The 14,238-nt window shown below is 37.8% G+C and carries 14 protein-coding genes, 1 tRNA gene, 1 other RNA gene and 1 pseudogene; 12 read left to right on the top strand and 5 right to left on the bottom strand.

Annotation, left to right across the window (positions count from 1 at the left end; genetic code table 11):
- Window positions 1–197: 197 nt before the first annotated feature.
- The 5 genes and pseudogenes from ACIQ2D_RS21095 to ACIQ2D_RS21075 all read left to right on the top strand — a co-directional run bounded on the left by ACIQ2D_RS21095 (window position 198) and on the right by ACIQ2D_RS21075 (window position 3,653).
- Window positions 198–836, top strand: a complete 639-nt coding sequence (locus ACIQ2D_RS21095) for a deoxynucleoside kinase (protein WP_402867268.1) — start codon at window positions 198–200, stop codon at window positions 834–836.
- On the top strand, window positions 833–1,501 hold the full coding sequence (locus tag ACIQ2D_RS21090; RefSeq protein ID WP_402867267.1) for a deoxynucleoside kinase: 669 nt from the start codon (window positions 833–835) through the stop codon (window positions 1,499–1,501). Before ACIQ2D_RS21095 ends, ACIQ2D_RS21090 begins: the two co-directional genes overlap by 4 nt.
- A 160-nt stretch (window positions 1,502–1,661) precedes the next feature.
- A complete protein-coding gene (locus ACIQ2D_RS21085) occupies window positions 1,662–2,192 on the top strand; it encodes an LOG family protein (RefSeq protein WP_402867266.1) in 531 nt (176 codons plus the stop codon).
- Window positions 2,193–2,744: 552 nt separating this feature from the next.
- A pseudogene (locus ACIQ2D_RS21080) lies at window positions 2,745–3,119 on the top strand (PAS domain-containing protein); the annotation flags it as partial.
- 42 nt (window positions 3,120–3,161) lie between these two features.
- Window positions 3,162–3,653, top strand: coding sequence for a methyl-accepting chemotaxis protein (locus ACIQ2D_RS21075; protein WP_402867279.1), 492 nt, complete (start codon window positions 3,162–3,164; stop codon window positions 3,651–3,653).
- Window positions 3,654–3,693: 40 nt separating this feature from the next.
- On the opposite strand, the gene ACIQ2D_RS21070 is transcribed toward ACIQ2D_RS21075, so the two are convergent.
- Window positions 3,694–5,109 (bottom strand): MDR family MFS transporter, encoded by a 1,416-nt coding sequence (locus tag ACIQ2D_RS21070; protein ID WP_402867265.1) that lies wholly within the window; start codon window positions 5,107–5,109, stop codon window positions 3,694–3,696.
- 269 nt (window positions 5,110–5,378) lie between these two features.
- Here ACIQ2D_RS21070 and ACIQ2D_RS21065 point away from each other — a divergent pair, with 269 nt between their 5' ends.
- A complete protein-coding gene (locus ACIQ2D_RS21065) occupies window positions 5,379–5,999 on the top strand; it encodes an RraA family protein (RefSeq protein ID WP_402867264.1) in 621 nt (206 codons plus the stop codon).
- 50 nt (window positions 6,000–6,049) lie between these two features.
- On the opposite strand, the gene ACIQ2D_RS21060 is transcribed toward ACIQ2D_RS21065, so the two are convergent.
- The 4 genes from ACIQ2D_RS21060 to ACIQ2D_RS21045 form a co-directional block, all read right to left on the bottom strand.
- A complete protein-coding gene (locus ACIQ2D_RS21060) occupies window positions 6,050–7,330 on the bottom strand; it encodes a cation:dicarboxylate symporter family transporter (protein ID WP_402867263.1) in 1,281 nt (426 codons plus the stop codon).
- Between the two features lie 91 nt (window positions 7,331–7,421).
- The gene (locus tag ACIQ2D_RS21055) at window positions 7,422–8,300 is read right to left on the bottom strand and encodes a response regulator (protein ID WP_402867262.1); all 879 of its coding nucleotides are present in this window, start codon (window positions 8,298–8,300) and stop codon (window positions 7,422–7,424) included.
- The gene (locus ACIQ2D_RS21050) at window positions 8,301–9,563 is read right to left on the bottom strand and encodes an ATP-binding protein (protein ID WP_402867261.1); all 1,263 of its coding nucleotides are present in this window, start codon (window positions 9,561–9,563) and stop codon (window positions 8,301–8,303) included.
- Window positions 9,564–9,705: 142 nt separating this feature from the next.
- Window positions 9,706–9,798, bottom strand: a tRNA-Ser gene (locus tag ACIQ2D_RS21045).
- Between the two features lie 256 nt (window positions 9,799–10,054).
- Here ACIQ2D_RS21045 and ffs point away from each other — a divergent pair.
- The 6 genes from ffs to ACIQ2D_RS21015 all read left to right on the top strand — a co-directional run bounded on the left by ffs (window position 10,055) and on the right by ACIQ2D_RS21015 (window position 13,918).
- Window positions 10,055–10,321, top strand: an RNA gene (gene ffs / locus ACIQ2D_RS21040) — signal recognition particle sRNA large type.
- Between the two features lie 295 nt (window positions 10,322–10,616).
- A complete protein-coding gene (gene dnaX, locus ACIQ2D_RS21035) occupies window positions 10,617–12,401 on the top strand; it encodes a DNA polymerase III subunit gamma/tau (RefSeq protein WP_402867260.1) in 1,785 nt (594 codons plus the stop codon).
- Window positions 12,402–12,421: 20 nt separating this feature from the next.
- A complete protein-coding gene (locus ACIQ2D_RS21030; RefSeq protein WP_402867259.1) occupies window positions 12,422–12,736 on the top strand; it encodes a YbaB/EbfC family nucleoid-associated protein in 315 nt (104 codons plus the stop codon).
- Window positions 12,737–12,748: 12 nt separating this feature from the next.
- Window positions 12,749–13,345, top strand: coding sequence for a recombination mediator RecR (gene recR, locus ACIQ2D_RS21025; RefSeq protein WP_402867258.1), 597 nt, complete (start codon window positions 12,749–12,751; stop codon window positions 13,343–13,345).
- A gap of 14 nt (window positions 13,346–13,359) precedes the next feature.
- Window positions 13,360–13,575, top strand: coding sequence for a YaaL family protein (locus ACIQ2D_RS21020; protein WP_402867257.1), 216 nt, complete (start codon window positions 13,360–13,362; stop codon window positions 13,573–13,575).
- A gap of 70 nt (window positions 13,576–13,645) precedes the next feature.
- Window positions 13,646–13,918, top strand: coding sequence for a pro-sigmaK processing inhibitor BofA family protein (locus ACIQ2D_RS21015; protein WP_402867256.1), 273 nt, complete (start codon window positions 13,646–13,648; stop codon window positions 13,916–13,918).
- Window positions 13,919–14,238 lie beyond the last annotated feature (320 nt).

Raw genomic sequence — 14,238 nt, 5'->3', positions numbered from 1 at the left:
TGATTTTTAACAAAAAATATAGTGTTTTTCTATTTGTTGGAAGTTGTCCCAATTGGCTAAAGAAGCGTTGGTGAAATTGGGGGTTAACGGAACATTTTACGTTATATATCCTAGAAACACTGTCTCTGTTTTTCATTTTATTGCTATGATACAATGATAAGCACTGATTAAATTTTGCACGTAAAGGAGGAGCTATTTTGACGCTTCCATTTGTTACGGTAGAAGGACCGATTGGTGTTGGCAAAACCTCGCTATCTAATGAGATTGCTTCGACATTCAATTACCATCTATTAAAAGAAATAGTAGACGAAAACCCGTTTTTAAATAAATTTTACGAAAACATCGAAGAGTGGAGTTTCCAGACGGAGATGTTTTTTCTCTGTAATCGATATAAACAGTTAACGGACATTAAAAAATATCGCGCGTTGAACGAAGCGCCAGTTGTAGCAGATTATCATGTTTTTAAAAATTTAATATTTGCAAAGCGTACATTAGCGAAAAGCGAGTATGATAAATATGAAGAGATTTATCAAATTTTAACGAAGGATATGCCCGTCCCAAATGCTGTTGTTTACTTGTATGCGAGTGTCGACACACTTATGGAACGTATTGCGATGCGTGGTCGGGAATTTGAAAAGATGATTTCACGTGACTATATGGAACAACTAGTAGCTGATTATCATGCCTTTACTGAACAATTCGAAAAAATGCATCCCGAAATACCAGTTATTCGGTTTAACGGGGACCAACTAGATTTTGTGAAAAACCCAAATGATTTAAAATATATCTTAAAAACTATAGAGGATACGTTACAACAAAGGAGTTTGCAGCAATGAGTTTAAGAGAAAAATACGATATTTCGCCGAACGCAGTCATTACAATTGCAGGAACAGTCGGTGTTGGAAAATCGACAATGACCAATGCACTTGCGAAAGCTTTAAACTTCCGTACGTCGTTTGAGAAAGTAGATGCAAATCCGTATTTAGATAAATTTTATGATGACTTTGAAAAATGGAGTTTTCATTTGCAAGTATATTTCCTAGCTGAACGTTTTAAAGAGCAAAAGCGTATTTTTGAATATGGTGGTGGATTTATTCAAGATCGATCTATTTACGAGGATACGGGTATATTTGCAAAGATGCACTACGACAAGGGGACAATGAGCCCGACAGATTATGAGACATATACAAGTCTATTCAATGCAATGGTGATGACGCCGTACTTCCCACACCCCGATTTAGTGATCTATTTAGAGGGGCCGATTGATGATGTAATCGGTCGTATTCAGGAGCGTGGGCGTGCAATGGAGCAACAAACACCAAATGATTATTGGATTGAAATGCATGAACGCTACGAGGACTGGATTAATAATTTTAATGCTTGCCCTGTCCTTCGTTTAGATATTAATGATTACGATTTAATGAAAAATCCGGATACAATTGAATCAATTGTGAGCCGTATTAGTCATATGCTTAAACAAACGAGTCATTTACGCAAATAGATGATTCACTACGACTTTAGCAGTTGAAAGCAGAATAAGAAAAATCAGTGCATTGGGTGTAGACAGCATAGCAGTAAACAACTAATCAACCAAAAGACGTGCGACAATATGAAACTTATTGTTGTCACGTTTTTTTTGGTGGGAGGTAGGAGGCGATAGTATGAGAGTAGCGGTATATTGCGGGTCTGGAATGGGTAAAAATCCGATTTATGCGGAGAAAGCAATGGAGTTAGGCACGGTATTAGCACAGCACGGTCATGGAGTCGTGTATGGTGGTTCGAAAATTGGATTAATGGGTAAAGTAGCCGATGCCGTTCTGACAGCAGGTGGTAAGGTTGTTGGTGTAATGCCGACTCATCTACAAACGCATGAGATTGTGCATCCCTCATTGACGGAAATTCACTTTGTAGAATCGATGCATAATCGCAAAGCAAAAATGGTGGATTTATCAGATGCGTTCATTGCACTACCAGGTGGCGGTGGCACAATGGATGAATATTTTGAAGTATTTACGTGGGCACAAATTGGACTACATGAAAAACCAGTTATTTTATACAATATAAACGGCTTTTATGATTTGCTTTTACAGCATTTTGATAGAATGATAGAAGAAGGTTTTATACGCGCAAATCAAAAATCACTTATTCGTGTAGCGACGACAGCAGAAGAGGTTTTGGAAATTATTAAGTGAGCATGGGCATATTTTGCCCATGTTTTTTTGTGTAATTGGAATTATATTTTTTGTGGAAAATTACACGAATGAGTTGATTTCATAAACATACGCCGAAGAGCTTTGAGTATTTTTTAGGTAAAAAAAGGAATATCTCTTTGGTATGTCGAAATGAGTAAATTACTATACAAAATTTCGGGCTAGAGGAAGACGCCTAATGTCTATGATAAGCGAAATGAGTCGGAGTACGTTAGGGTTGATGCACATTTTGCTTCCACTCGTATCGCTATGAAAGATTGATACGAAATATGAAATGCTCAAATACACATAGCTGAAAAATGTACGAAGTAAAAATAACAATGGATTTAAGAAGATACATAGCGCTAGTTAGAGGATCAAAGGCTTATAAGATATTCTTTAAACGTCGTCCAGCTGTTGAACCTGTCCATCCGTATCTCAAAGTTTTAAAAAAAAAACGAGGTTTGTTATGGAACCGCTAAACACGCAGTATGAAATTGATTCAAATATAAAAGCGAATACAATCTAGTAACTAAACTTATTGAGGTGGATTTTATGCAAAAAATAGACACACAAGTAACAGATGATTTAGTAGTTCAGTCAATCGAACGTAATGTGGCCATTATCCGTTTTGATATGGATCGGACAGTATCCTATGTAAACGATCTTTTTGCGAAAACGATGGGTTATACAGTGAAAGAAATGATAGGAAAGCATCACAAGGAATTTTGCCTTCCTGCATTTGCGAAAAGTCCTGGTTACGAACAGTTTTGGCACAACCTATCATCAGGTATAAGCTATCAAGACAAAATTGACCGAATGGATGCATATGGGAATAAAATTTGGCTTGAGGCTACCTATATGCCTGTGTTTGCGAATAACTCAAGAAAAGTGATTGGTGTATCGAAAATTGCAACGAATATTACAGAACGCCAAAATACAATTGTTAATGTAGCCGATGATTTAAAGCAAATGGCTACACAGCTTCATCGCCGTTCCGAGGCGGGCATTAAAAATAGTGAGAATTTACTCGTAACAATTCAACAAATTTCAAAAGAATCTGAGGAGAATGTGAGAAATCTTGCCCAGTTGCAAAATCAAGCTGAATCTATTAAGGGTATTGTCAAAACAATTCAAGAAATTGCTTCTCAAACAAATTTACTGGCATTAAATGCAGCTATTGAAGCAGCACGAGCTGGTGAATATGGTCGAGGATTTGATGTTGTAGCAAAAGAGGTTAGAAAGCTTTCGGTAAGGGCTGAGCAATCCATCTCAGAAGTGAAAGATAACGTAGAGGGTATAGTACATGAAATTGGACGGGTCACAGAAGGTATTATCCGTGTATCTGATAACGTCGAGAAAACGAATGTGCAAATTAATGTAACAACAGGTGACTTTATTGAAATAGCTTCTGCTGCTGAGGCATTGGATGATCGTTCTAAGCAATTTATTGGCGTAATTTAAAAGAAACCTGTGGTATTTTTACGATACCACAGGCTTCTTCTTATTTATCTTCTTGCACACGCTTCATGAAAAATGATAGGACAAGTGCGATAACTGCAAGTACTAAAGCAAAGGTCAATGCGTGTTGTACACCTAGAATTGAGCCGGTAAACTCATTTTCAGAAGACGCGCCGTTTTTCGTAACAAAACTTGTTGTGCTAATGGACATAATTGTAATGGAAACAGCTGTCCCGATGGCACCAGCTACTTGCTGTAATGTATTCATAAATGCCGAACCATCCGGATAGAGATTCCGTGGTAGCTGATTTAAGCCGTTTGTTTGTGCCGGCATACTCGCTAATGAAATCCCGACAAACATCATAATATGGAATGTCATGATAAAGTAAACGGATGTTTCTGCATCAATCGTACGGAGAGCAATAAGTGCTACAATCTCCATTAATAATCCAACTGGCACCATTACACGAGGACCGAAGCGGTCAAAAATATGACCCGAAATAACAGCCATAAATGCATTGATGACGCCGCCTGGTAAAAGTAATAAACCGGCAATTACCGGTGCAAGAAGTAAAATGTTTTGTAAATAAATCGGTAGTAACACCATTGTTGCCAAAATAGTCATATGCACAATAATGACCATTAAAATGCCGATATTGTACATAGGGAACGTAAATACTTTTAAATTGAGCATTGGTTGCTCCATTTTTAGTTGGCGTAAGCAGAATAGCAAAATTGCAATAGCTCCAACACCGATCGAGCCCATCACTTCAGCTGTAAAGAATGTGCCAAGCTTACCTGAAATACTAAAACCATACACGACACCGCCGAAACCAATAGTTGAAAGGATAATCGATAGTACGTCGAATTTAACTGGACGTACTTCGCTGACATTTTGAACGAACTTTAAGCCGAGTGCATATGAAATCGCTAAAAACGGTAAGCTGATCCAGAATATATAATGCCATGAGAATTGCTCCATGACAAAACCAGCAATCGTAGGCCCAATCGCGGGAGCAAAAATAATAACTAATCCGATTTTACCCATAGCAGCACCACGCTGGTTAATAGGATAAACCATTAAGATAACTTGCATCATTAGTGGCAGAATAATGGCTGTACCAACAGCTTGAATAATGCGTCCGATGAGTAATAAAGTAAAAGTAGGGGAAATGGCAGAGACAACAGTACCGATAATGGAGAATAGTAGGGAAACATTGAATAACTGTTTCGTCGTAAAGCGTTGCATAAGTATTCCTGAAATCGGAACTAGAATACCTAGTGTTAATAAATAACCTGTTGTAAGCCATTGAATCGTTGAAGCATCAGTTTTAAAATCAACGATCAACTGCGCAAAGGCCATGTTGAGAGCTGTTTCATTAAATAAGCCGATGAAGGCGGCGACTAGAAAAGCCGCGATAATTTTATTGCGTTGTTCATATAACTTTTGACTATCCATAAAAACCTCATTTTCTATTCGTATACTATTTAGGTAGATATTCCTGATTTTTCGTCGAGAATACTATCTATTTATCATAAATATCATAGCTGTTATTCTCTTAAACAGCAATGGAAAAGAGAAAAGCGTTTGGGTATTGTAGAACCGGAGTGAAATTTAAATTTTCATTTATGTTAAATTATACTAGCAATTAAATTACCTTTATATTTACAATATTGTAAGAGGCTATTTTTATATGGCTTTGAAAATCATAATAGGGGTGTTATGGAATGACAAAGGTGGAAGTAGGTTTTAAACATTTGCCAACAACGGCAATTTCAGATGCAACGGGTGGTCATACAAATTTACGTAGTGAAATTAAACCATTAGCTGACCATTTTAAAATTGCTGGGCGTGCAATCACAGTGCGTTTACCAGACGGGGAAAATGGCGCTGTACTTGAGGCTATCCGTGCCGCTAATGAGGGAGATATTTTAGTTATAGATGCAAAAGGGAATACAAACCGTGCAGTGGCAGGGGATTTTGTCATTTCATTAGCAAAAGGCATTGGAGTTCAAGGTTTTGTCGTGGATGGAGTTATTCGTGATATTGCAGCCATTCGAGAATTGGATTTCCCTGTATTTTCTCTAGGGACAACAGTTGCGGCGGGCAATAAAAATGGTGGCGGCCAAGTAAATGTACCAATTGCCATTGGCGGTGTAACTGTACAGCCAGGTGATTATATTATTGGTGATGTAGATGGTGTTATTGTCGTACCACAAGAAGATGCGGAGCGTATCGCCGTAGCTGCTGAGGCAAAAGTAGAAAAAGACGAGGCACGTGAGCAGGAAGCACATATGAATGGAAAAGAATCGATTATTGCTTATTTAGATAAAGTATTAGCCAAATAAGAAAATCCTCACTACGAGCTGAAGTCGTAGTGAGGATTTTTAATAATAATTTAAACTAATTTTTCTTTTTCAAGTTCGACAAAGTAATTTTTCATTTTTTCTGTATCGAAACGGCCTTCCCACTTCGCCATTACTAATGATGCAAGTGAGTTACCGATTACATTTACAACTGTACGTCCCATATCAAGGATACGGTCAATACCTGCGATAAATGCTAACCCTTCAATTGGAATACCAACAGTGCCTAGTGTTGCAAGAAGTACAACAAATGATACGCCTGGCACACCTGCAATTCCTTTAGAGGTTACCATCAATACAAGCATTAATGTAATTTGTTCACCAATACTTAAGTCAATCCCATACATTTGTGCAATAAATAAAGCAGCAATTGCTTGATACAATGTAGAGCCGTCTAAGTTAAAGGAATAACCTGTTGGAATAACGAAGGATACAATGTCTTTTGGTGCACCCAATCTCTCCATTTTTAACATAACACGTGGTAATACAGCTTCAGAGCTTGCTGTAGAGAATGCTAAGATTAATTCGTCTTTTAATACTTTGATTAAGTAGAAAATATTAATACCTACGAATTTCGCTACAAGTCCAAGTACGACAAAGATGAAGAAAATCATCGTTGCGTATACTAGGATAGCAAGTTTTCCAAGTGGTATTAGGGAAGCAAACCCATATTTGGAAACGGTTACACCGATTAATCCGAATACACCAATTGGTGCAAATTTCATGACAAGGTTCGTTACCCAGAACATGGCATCAGCCACACCTTGGAAGAATGCTAATACCGGCTTGCCCCGTTCACCAATTGCGGCAACGCCTAGACCGAATATGACAGAGAAGAAAATGATGGCAAGCATATCGCCTTCAGCCATAGCTTGGATAATGTTTGTCGGTACGATTCCAACAATAATATCAAATTTGCCTTTTTCCTCTACTTCCTCACTTGTCGATACATAACTTGAAATATCGCCTTGTGAAAGTTCGTCCATATTAACGCCAGCGCCCGGTTGGAATAAGTTAGCTGAAAGTAATCCAACAACAATCGCAACTGTTGTAATAACTTCGAAGTAAATAAGTGATTTTCCGCCTAATCGTCCAACCTGTTTCAGGTCGCCTGTTCCAGCTACACCTACGATTAATGTCGAAATTATAATCGGTACAACAATCATCTTAATAAGATGTAGGAAAATATCTCCTAGTGGTTGTAAATATGTTTCAACAGTGGGGTTACCGTAAAAAATACCACCAACAATAATCCCTAAAACTAAACCGATTAAAATTTGAGCGGCTAAACTAATTTTAAACAACTTTTTCAAAATCTTAGTTCCTCCTAAGTATTAAATTTTTAGGACACGCCTTACTTTAATAATACAGAGGACTTATAAAATCCGACAAAATCCGAAAGATTTAATTCGTTTTTGTTAAAATTTCTGAGTATAAAACTTGGATAAATTTCTTAATATTCACTTTTGCTTTACGATTACCGTGATCTTCTATTTGCTTCATGAGTTGACGAATTTCTTTAAAATCAAAGTAACGCGGAGCATAGTATTCAAATTCTGAGTTTGTATAATCAACAACACCGAGATTTGCGAGATTAATCATTGCCGCTAAAATTGTACGGCGTACACGCTGCTCAATCGCCTTACTTTCTTTCAAAACTTCGTCAGGCGTAGGTTTTGTGACACTGGCAATTTCTTCGTATAACTCTTTTAACGGAGGCAACGGAGCAATTTTATGTTGATGTGCAAGTAGCGTTTCAATAATTGCAATAATATCTTCGCTGCCGATCTCACCGACAATACCCATATCACTTAAAATAGTTTGAATATGATCACGGGATGTTGTTTTGTTACTTTTTTGCTCACTTAAGTCGATATTAATAAGTGATTGGCGAATAACGTGCAGTGAATTTTTTAGTCGGAATTGCTCCGTAGTTTTCCGTAAAACATTTTCTACTTCGATGCGGTTAATCGGTTTATGAATAAAGAAGTCAATACCTCGCATATACGCTTCGCCGACCATATCCTTATTAACTATTTGAGAAATCATAACAAATTGCCCTTCAAAGCGGTTTTGAATTAGCTGCTCGACTGTGGCGATGCCATCTAGCTTAGGCATTAGTAAATCGATTAATACAAATTCAGGCTGTGTCATTAAAATTTGTGGAATAGCATCTTCACCGTTACTTGCTTCGCCGATAACAGTACCTAAACCACCATCCTCAATAATTCGATTTAACATTGCACGGCTTGCGCGATCATCATCTACAATAAAATACCTCATTTAAGTCTCTCCTGTTTGAATAGTTTGCGTTGGAATTATAATTTTAAACATCGTTTTATCTGGATTAGATTCTACAAAAATTGTACCATCTAACTTTGCTACTAAGGCTACTACATGTGAAAGACCAATACCAGTTGAAGCAATACCTTCTGCATTGTATTTCGTGGTATAACCAGGCTCGAAAATAACTGAAAGCTCTCCTTTTGAGATACCTTTTCCCGTATCTGAAACACTAAATATAGTGTCGTTTGCTGTTTGTTGAACATGAATATCAATTGTTCCTTGTGTTGCAATTGCTTCTACTGCATTTGCTGTTAGGTTATTTAATAAGGCGAGTAATGCAATATGCTCGTCCGTTTGAAAATCACAATCTAGTGTTACATGAAAGCCAATGTCTTTACCGAGAAGTACACTATACTTTTTGTTTCCTTCTACTACATAATGCATTAGCTCGGATAAACCGAATGTACCCAAGTCTTTTTCACCGACTATTTTAGCTATACCAGCATAAATTCGCTGTGAATCTTTTTTCACCTCATGAATTTCCTGGGCAATATAAAGCGCTTGCATACTTTCTGTGCGATGACCTTGTTCTGTTAATTGACGAGATAATTCAAAACTATTTGCCGTAATAGACTCAAGATGATTCATGGATTTTTTTAAGTAGAGTGTTTCTACATATAATTCAGAACCGATATTTAACATTTCTTGTACACGTTTTTTCTGCTCTGTAATTAATATAGAGCTATAAATACCCACAACAAAAAAGCTGCGTAGTAAGGCTACAGCAAGGAGGATAAATAAATCATGTATAAGTAAAAAAGAATCAAAGTGTAATAAAAAGCGTACACTTTGTTCTGCTAAATTAGATATTACTTCACTCAATGCAACAAATAGCCCGAGTTTCAAAGGTTTTTCACGAAACTGTTGAATTTTTAATTGGTACAAGCAAATAGAAAATAATAAATAAAATGTAGCTGCCGGTAAATGAGAAAGTAAGCTATCCAAAAAGCTTATATCTTGATATGCATAATCCATTGCGATGCGGAAAGACATCGTTACAACACTGGCGGCAATACCCGCCGAAATAAGTGGGGTAGGTTTAAGGAGGATGCATAAAAAGAATATGATACTACCTAGACCAAAGCGAAAAGTTGTATCGTCGAAAGGTGCAATTTTAATTTCGCCGCTAATTGCAGTTAGTATTGCTATTGTAAAGATCCATGTAAGGGAAGTCTTATGTAAAAACATTTTTTGAAACATGATAAAAATCCCTCCATTTATAACTTTAGCTGATTATATAATAAAAAAATGCCACAACCTAATAGGAAGTGGCATATCAAGAGTATGACATTTAATTTTCGGGCAAAAAAAAACGGCTACATAATGTAGTCCGAAAAAAAACTGGAGGAGGTAGAGGGATTCGAACCCCCGCGCGGTGTTACCCGCCTGTCGGTTTTCAAGACCGATCCCTTCAGCCGAACTTGGGTATACCTCCATGTTATGTTGTTGCTATGTCTTATCGACAAGAATTAATTTAACATGAAATTTAAAATGGGTCAACACTTTTGTGAAGTTTTTTTCGTTTTTTTAATTTCATTTTATTTTGAGTCTGCAGAAAGCTGTAATCATAGGAATAAACGAGTTTTAAAAAAGCTATGGAGAAGGAATAACTTAGCTTGGTAAAGGCTTTTATATAAATAATTTATGCATTTTATTGCATTTTTGAGCAACTGTCAGTATACTAAGTATTGCCGTGCTAGGTGGGAAGGTAGCGGTGTCCTGTAACTCGCAATCCGCTCTAGCGAGACTGAATTCCTTTTTCGAGGCTGTCCGTATTGTTTGGCTGCCTTTTGCACGTAGTGTTGACGATTGGGTCCTGCGCAATGGATACCCATGAACTATGTCAGGTCCGGAAGGAAGCAGCATTAAGTGGTCTTATTCATGTGCCGCGGGGTTGCCTAATCTGAGCTAACGACAAGAGTAACGCTTATGTGCGGCTGTCGAAGAAAGGTGCACGGCATTAAATTATGCCAATTCAAACGCATTCGTCTACTTAAGGCGAATGCGTTTTTTTTATTTTCATTTAACTGAAAATAAAGCTTCCGGCAGATGTCACAGATTTTGCAAGGAAGTAAATTGTGCAAGCACAATTCAAAATCTGGACGCATTGTTTTTCTGTGCGAAAGCGAAGCGTCAGCAACAATTATGCCAAGGCATATTCGATAAGAAAAAAATGCCGTCGCTGTTTTATAAATGAAATAGCTGGTGTTATAATAGAAATACAGTATTTAAAAAGAAAAGGAGAGGAAATCATTGACGTATCAAGCGTTTTACCGTGTGTATCGACCACAATCTTTTCGTGAAATGTCTGGTCAAACACATGTGAAAAGAACACTACAAAATGCTCTCCTAGCAAATAAAACAACACATGCGTACCTTTTTTCTGGACCACGGGGTACCGGAAAAACGAGTACAGCGAAAATCTTTGCAAAAGCCCTAAACTGCGAGCATGCGCCTGCAAGTGAACCGTGTAACGAATGTGCGACATGCTTAAGTATCACAGAAGGGTCACACCCGGATGTTATTGAGTTTGATGCAGCGTCTAATTCACGCGTTGAAGAAATTCGTGACATTATAGAAAAAGTTCGTTTTGCTCCGGCTAGTTGTAGATTCAAAGTGTATATTATCGATGAAGTGCATATGCTTTCTACAAGTGCCTTTAATGCGCTATTAAAAACATTAGAAGAGCCTCCTCCTCATGCTGTCTTTATTTTAGCGACGACTGAGCCGCATAAGTTACCAGCGACAATTATTTCTCGTTGTCAGCGCTTTGATTTTAAACGTCTTTCAACGAATGATATTTTAGAGCGTATGAAAGTTGTGTTAGAGGATATTGAGTTGCCTTATGAAGAACAAGGTTTAAAGGTTATTGCGCAATCAGCTGCGGGCGGTATGCGTGATGCCCTGAGTTTACTAGACCAGGTTGTGTCTTTTAGTGGAGAGATGCTAAAGCTTGAGGATGCCCTACTTGTAACCGGATCCATTAGTCAGGACGTCTTTTATGATTTAGCTGAAGCACTAAAGACAAAAGATGTCGCGCAAATACTCGGATTACTTGAACAGCTTATCGCAGATGGGAAAGACCCATTACGTTTGTCGGAGGATCTAATTACATTTTTCCGTGATTTACTTCTATTACAAACGAGTGAAAATTTAGCGGATCTATTAGAGCTTGTTTCACCAGAAGAGCGAGTACTTGTGTTAGCTCATGACTTTGCCCCGGACATCTTATATGGATATATTGATATTTTGGCGAAAACACAGCAGGAAATGCGTTTTTCGCATCATACCAAAATATATTTAGAAACGGCTCTATTGAAGATGGTTCAATTTTCAGGGGGAGCAGTAACTCATGTAGCTAGCTCAGGAGAGGTAGAGATTAATCCCGAATTGGCACAAAAGGTGATTGCTCTCGAACAAATGGTGCAGCAATTATCCGCACAATTGCAAAATGGTGTACCTATGCAAACTGCACAGGCACCGAAAGAACAACGTCCGCGTGCAAAAAGTCCAGGTGGCTATAAAGCACCTACCGGACGTATCCTAGAAGTACTGAAGGATGCTACAAAGCAAGATGTGCAACGAGTTAAAGGCGCTTGGGGTCAGGCGCTAAGTCAATTGCAAAAATCTCAGTCCGCTCTTTTAGCAGAGGCGGAACCTGTTGCGGCATCACCAGGTGCTTTTGTGTTAAAATTCAAGTATGATATTCATTGTCAAATGGTCGCTGATAACCAAGCGTTAAAAGCGCAATTTACACAGCTAATAGCCAGTCAAACAGGAACGATGTACGAAATGCTTTGTACACCTGAAGAGGCGTGGGTGAAATTACGTGAAGAATTCATCCGGGATCACGGCTTAAAGCAAAAAGAAGAACAACCTGCTCCAATGGGCCATGAAGTCGAATTAATGGAACCACCGGCAGAAATGCCAGAAGGCCCTTATATCGATGATGCACAGCCTCTCGCGTCACAAGATCCACTTGTAACAGAAGCTGAAAAGTTATTCGGTAAAGATTTTATTGAAATTATGGAAGACTAATTATTAGGAGGAATACAATTATGCGTGGAATGGGAAATATGCAAGGCATGATGAAAAAAATGCAAAAAATGCAAAAAGAAATGATGGAAGCTCAAGATGCTTTAAATGCAGAGCAATTTGAAGGTGCTGCTGGCGGCGGTATGGTGAAAGTCACTGTTACTGGTCAACGTGAAGTTGTAGATGTAAACCTTGACGCAGCAGTAGTAGATCCGGAAGATATTGAAATGCTACAAGATTTAATTGTTGTTGCGACAAACGAGGCACTAAAAAAAGTGGAAGAAAAAACAAATGCAACAATGGGTAAATTCACGCAAGGAATGAACCTTCCATTCTAGGAGGCAAACAACATGTATTACCCTGAACCAATATCAAAGCTAATCGACAGCTTTATGAAATTGCCAGGTATCGGGCCGAAAACTGCGGCTCGACTGGCGTTTTTTGTGTTAACAATGAAGGAAGATGATGTATTATCATTTTCAAAAGCGTTAATAGATGCAAAACGAAATCTTAGCTACTGTTCAGTTTGCGGCAATATTACTGATATAGATCCTTGTCATATTTGTTCTGATAAACAACGTGATGCATCTGTTATCTGTGTCGTGCAAGACACGAAGGATGTAATTGCGATGGAAAAAATGCGTGATTATCATGGTAAGTATCATGTGTTGCAAGGGGCTATATCACCTATGGATGGTGTAGGGCCTGAAGACATTAATGTAGCATCTCTTTTGGTGCGTTTACAGGATGAAACGGTACAAGAGCTTATTTTAGCGACGAACTCTACAATAGAGGGAGAAGCGACAGCTATGTATATTTCACGACTTGTAAAACCTTCAGGTATTCGTACAACGCGTATTGCCCACGGTTTACCAGTAGGTGGAGACTTAGAATATGCAGATGAAGTTACATTATCAAAGGCGATGGAAGGTCGTCGTGAGTTGTAGAGTGAGGGAATGAGATGTTCTTCCGACGTAAGGGGAAATTAAAAAAAGAATTCGATGACAAACTTGTGCATCTCATAAAAGAGACAAAAGAAGATTTGCAACAGGCGAAAGTTATTGAAGGGCTATTAGATGATTACAATTTAGACCCGATTGCACGACGAAAAGCATTAGAGAGTATCCATTATTACTTATTTAAGGAAGCTCGAATTCGCCGTGTGTTAATTAAATAGTAATCACGAGAGTTATAGAAGCAGTACGGAAATCATAAACTTACATATTATTATCTAAGGAGGCAGGTATATGCCGTGGACTGTAATAGTGAGTATTTGTATTCCTGTAGTGCTTCTTTTTCTTTATATAGTAGGAAGACATGTTAAGTGGGGGAAATTCTTTGAAGGATTATCTGTATTTTGGTTTCGTATAGCCTGTGCATTTTTATTGCTATTCATTATTCATTTAATAGTAGGTTACAACGGCTATAATATACCGATAAACTTGTTCTCTGTGCTTGCAATAGCTGTATTCGGTATCCCGGGGATATTAGGGATTACTTTTTTAATAGTTTTTTTATAAAAATACTTGCAAACTAAAAGTATTGTGATATAGTATTAATAGTCGTTAAGATAACTGATTGAAAGCAACTTTACAAAAAAACAATTTGAAAATAATTGTTGACATCAAAAACATACCATGTTATGATATAAAGGTTGCTGAAACAAAGCGACAACAATATGAACCTTGAAAACTGAACAAGCAAAACGTAATCAATAACGTTTCTAGTAACTAACTTCGTTAGCAAACGAAACACAAGTAATAAATAGATATCAACTTTTAGTTGATACGCTAGCAAAGCTAATGAGCTTTCAAACTACTTTTATGGAGAGTTTGATCCT

It is taken from the genome of Lysinibacillus sp. NPDC097287 (genome assembly GCF_044761695.1).
Taxonomy (GTDB): Bacteria; Bacillota; Bacilli; order Bacillales_A; family Planococcaceae; genus Lysinibacillus.
The sequence above is the reverse complement of the archived record's forward strand: the minus strand, read 5'-3'. Positions and strand labels throughout refer to the sequence as shown.

What these genes read in the sequence shown, in the direction of transcription:
- ACIQ2D_RS21075 (WP_402867279.1), top strand. Translation starts at nt 3,162, where the DNA reads ATGGCTACACAGCTTCATCGCCGTTCCGAGGCGGGCATTAAAAATAGT.
- ACIQ2D_RS21055 (WP_402867262.1), bottom strand. Translation starts at nt 8,300, where the DNA reads ATGAGGTATTTTATTGTAGATGATGATCGCGCAAGCCGTGCAATGTTA.
- ACIQ2D_RS21070 (WP_402867265.1), bottom strand. Translation starts at nt 5,109, where the DNA reads ATGGATAGTCAAAAGTTATATGAACAACGCAATAAAATTATCGCGGCT.
- ACIQ2D_RS21050 (WP_402867261.1), bottom strand. Translation starts at nt 9,563, where the DNA reads ATGTTTCAAAAAATGTTTTTACATAAGACTTCCCTTACATGGATCTTT.
- recR (WP_402867258.1), top strand. Translation starts at nt 12,749, where the DNA reads ATGTATTACCCTGAACCAATATCAAAGCTAATCGACAGCTTTATGAAA.
- ACIQ2D_RS21065 (WP_402867264.1), top strand. Translation starts at nt 5,379, where the DNA reads ATGACAAAGGTGGAAGTAGGTTTTAAACATTTGCCAACAACGGCAATT.
- ACIQ2D_RS21015 (WP_402867256.1), top strand. Translation starts at nt 13,646, where the DNA reads ATGCCGTGGACTGTAATAGTGAGTATTTGTATTCCTGTAGTGCTTCTT.
- ACIQ2D_RS21030 (WP_402867259.1), top strand. Translation starts at nt 12,422, where the DNA reads ATGCGTGGAATGGGAAATATGCAAGGCATGATGAAAAAAATGCAAAAA.
- ACIQ2D_RS21085 (WP_402867266.1), top strand. Translation starts at nt 1,662, where the DNA reads ATGAGAGTAGCGGTATATTGCGGGTCTGGAATGGGTAAAAATCCGATT.
- ACIQ2D_RS21020 (WP_402867257.1), top strand. Translation starts at nt 13,360, where the DNA reads ATGTTCTTCCGACGTAAGGGGAAATTAAAAAAAGAATTCGATGACAAA.
- ACIQ2D_RS21090 (WP_402867267.1), top strand. Translation starts at nt 833, where the DNA reads ATGAGTTTAAGAGAAAAATACGATATTTCGCCGAACGCAGTCATTACA.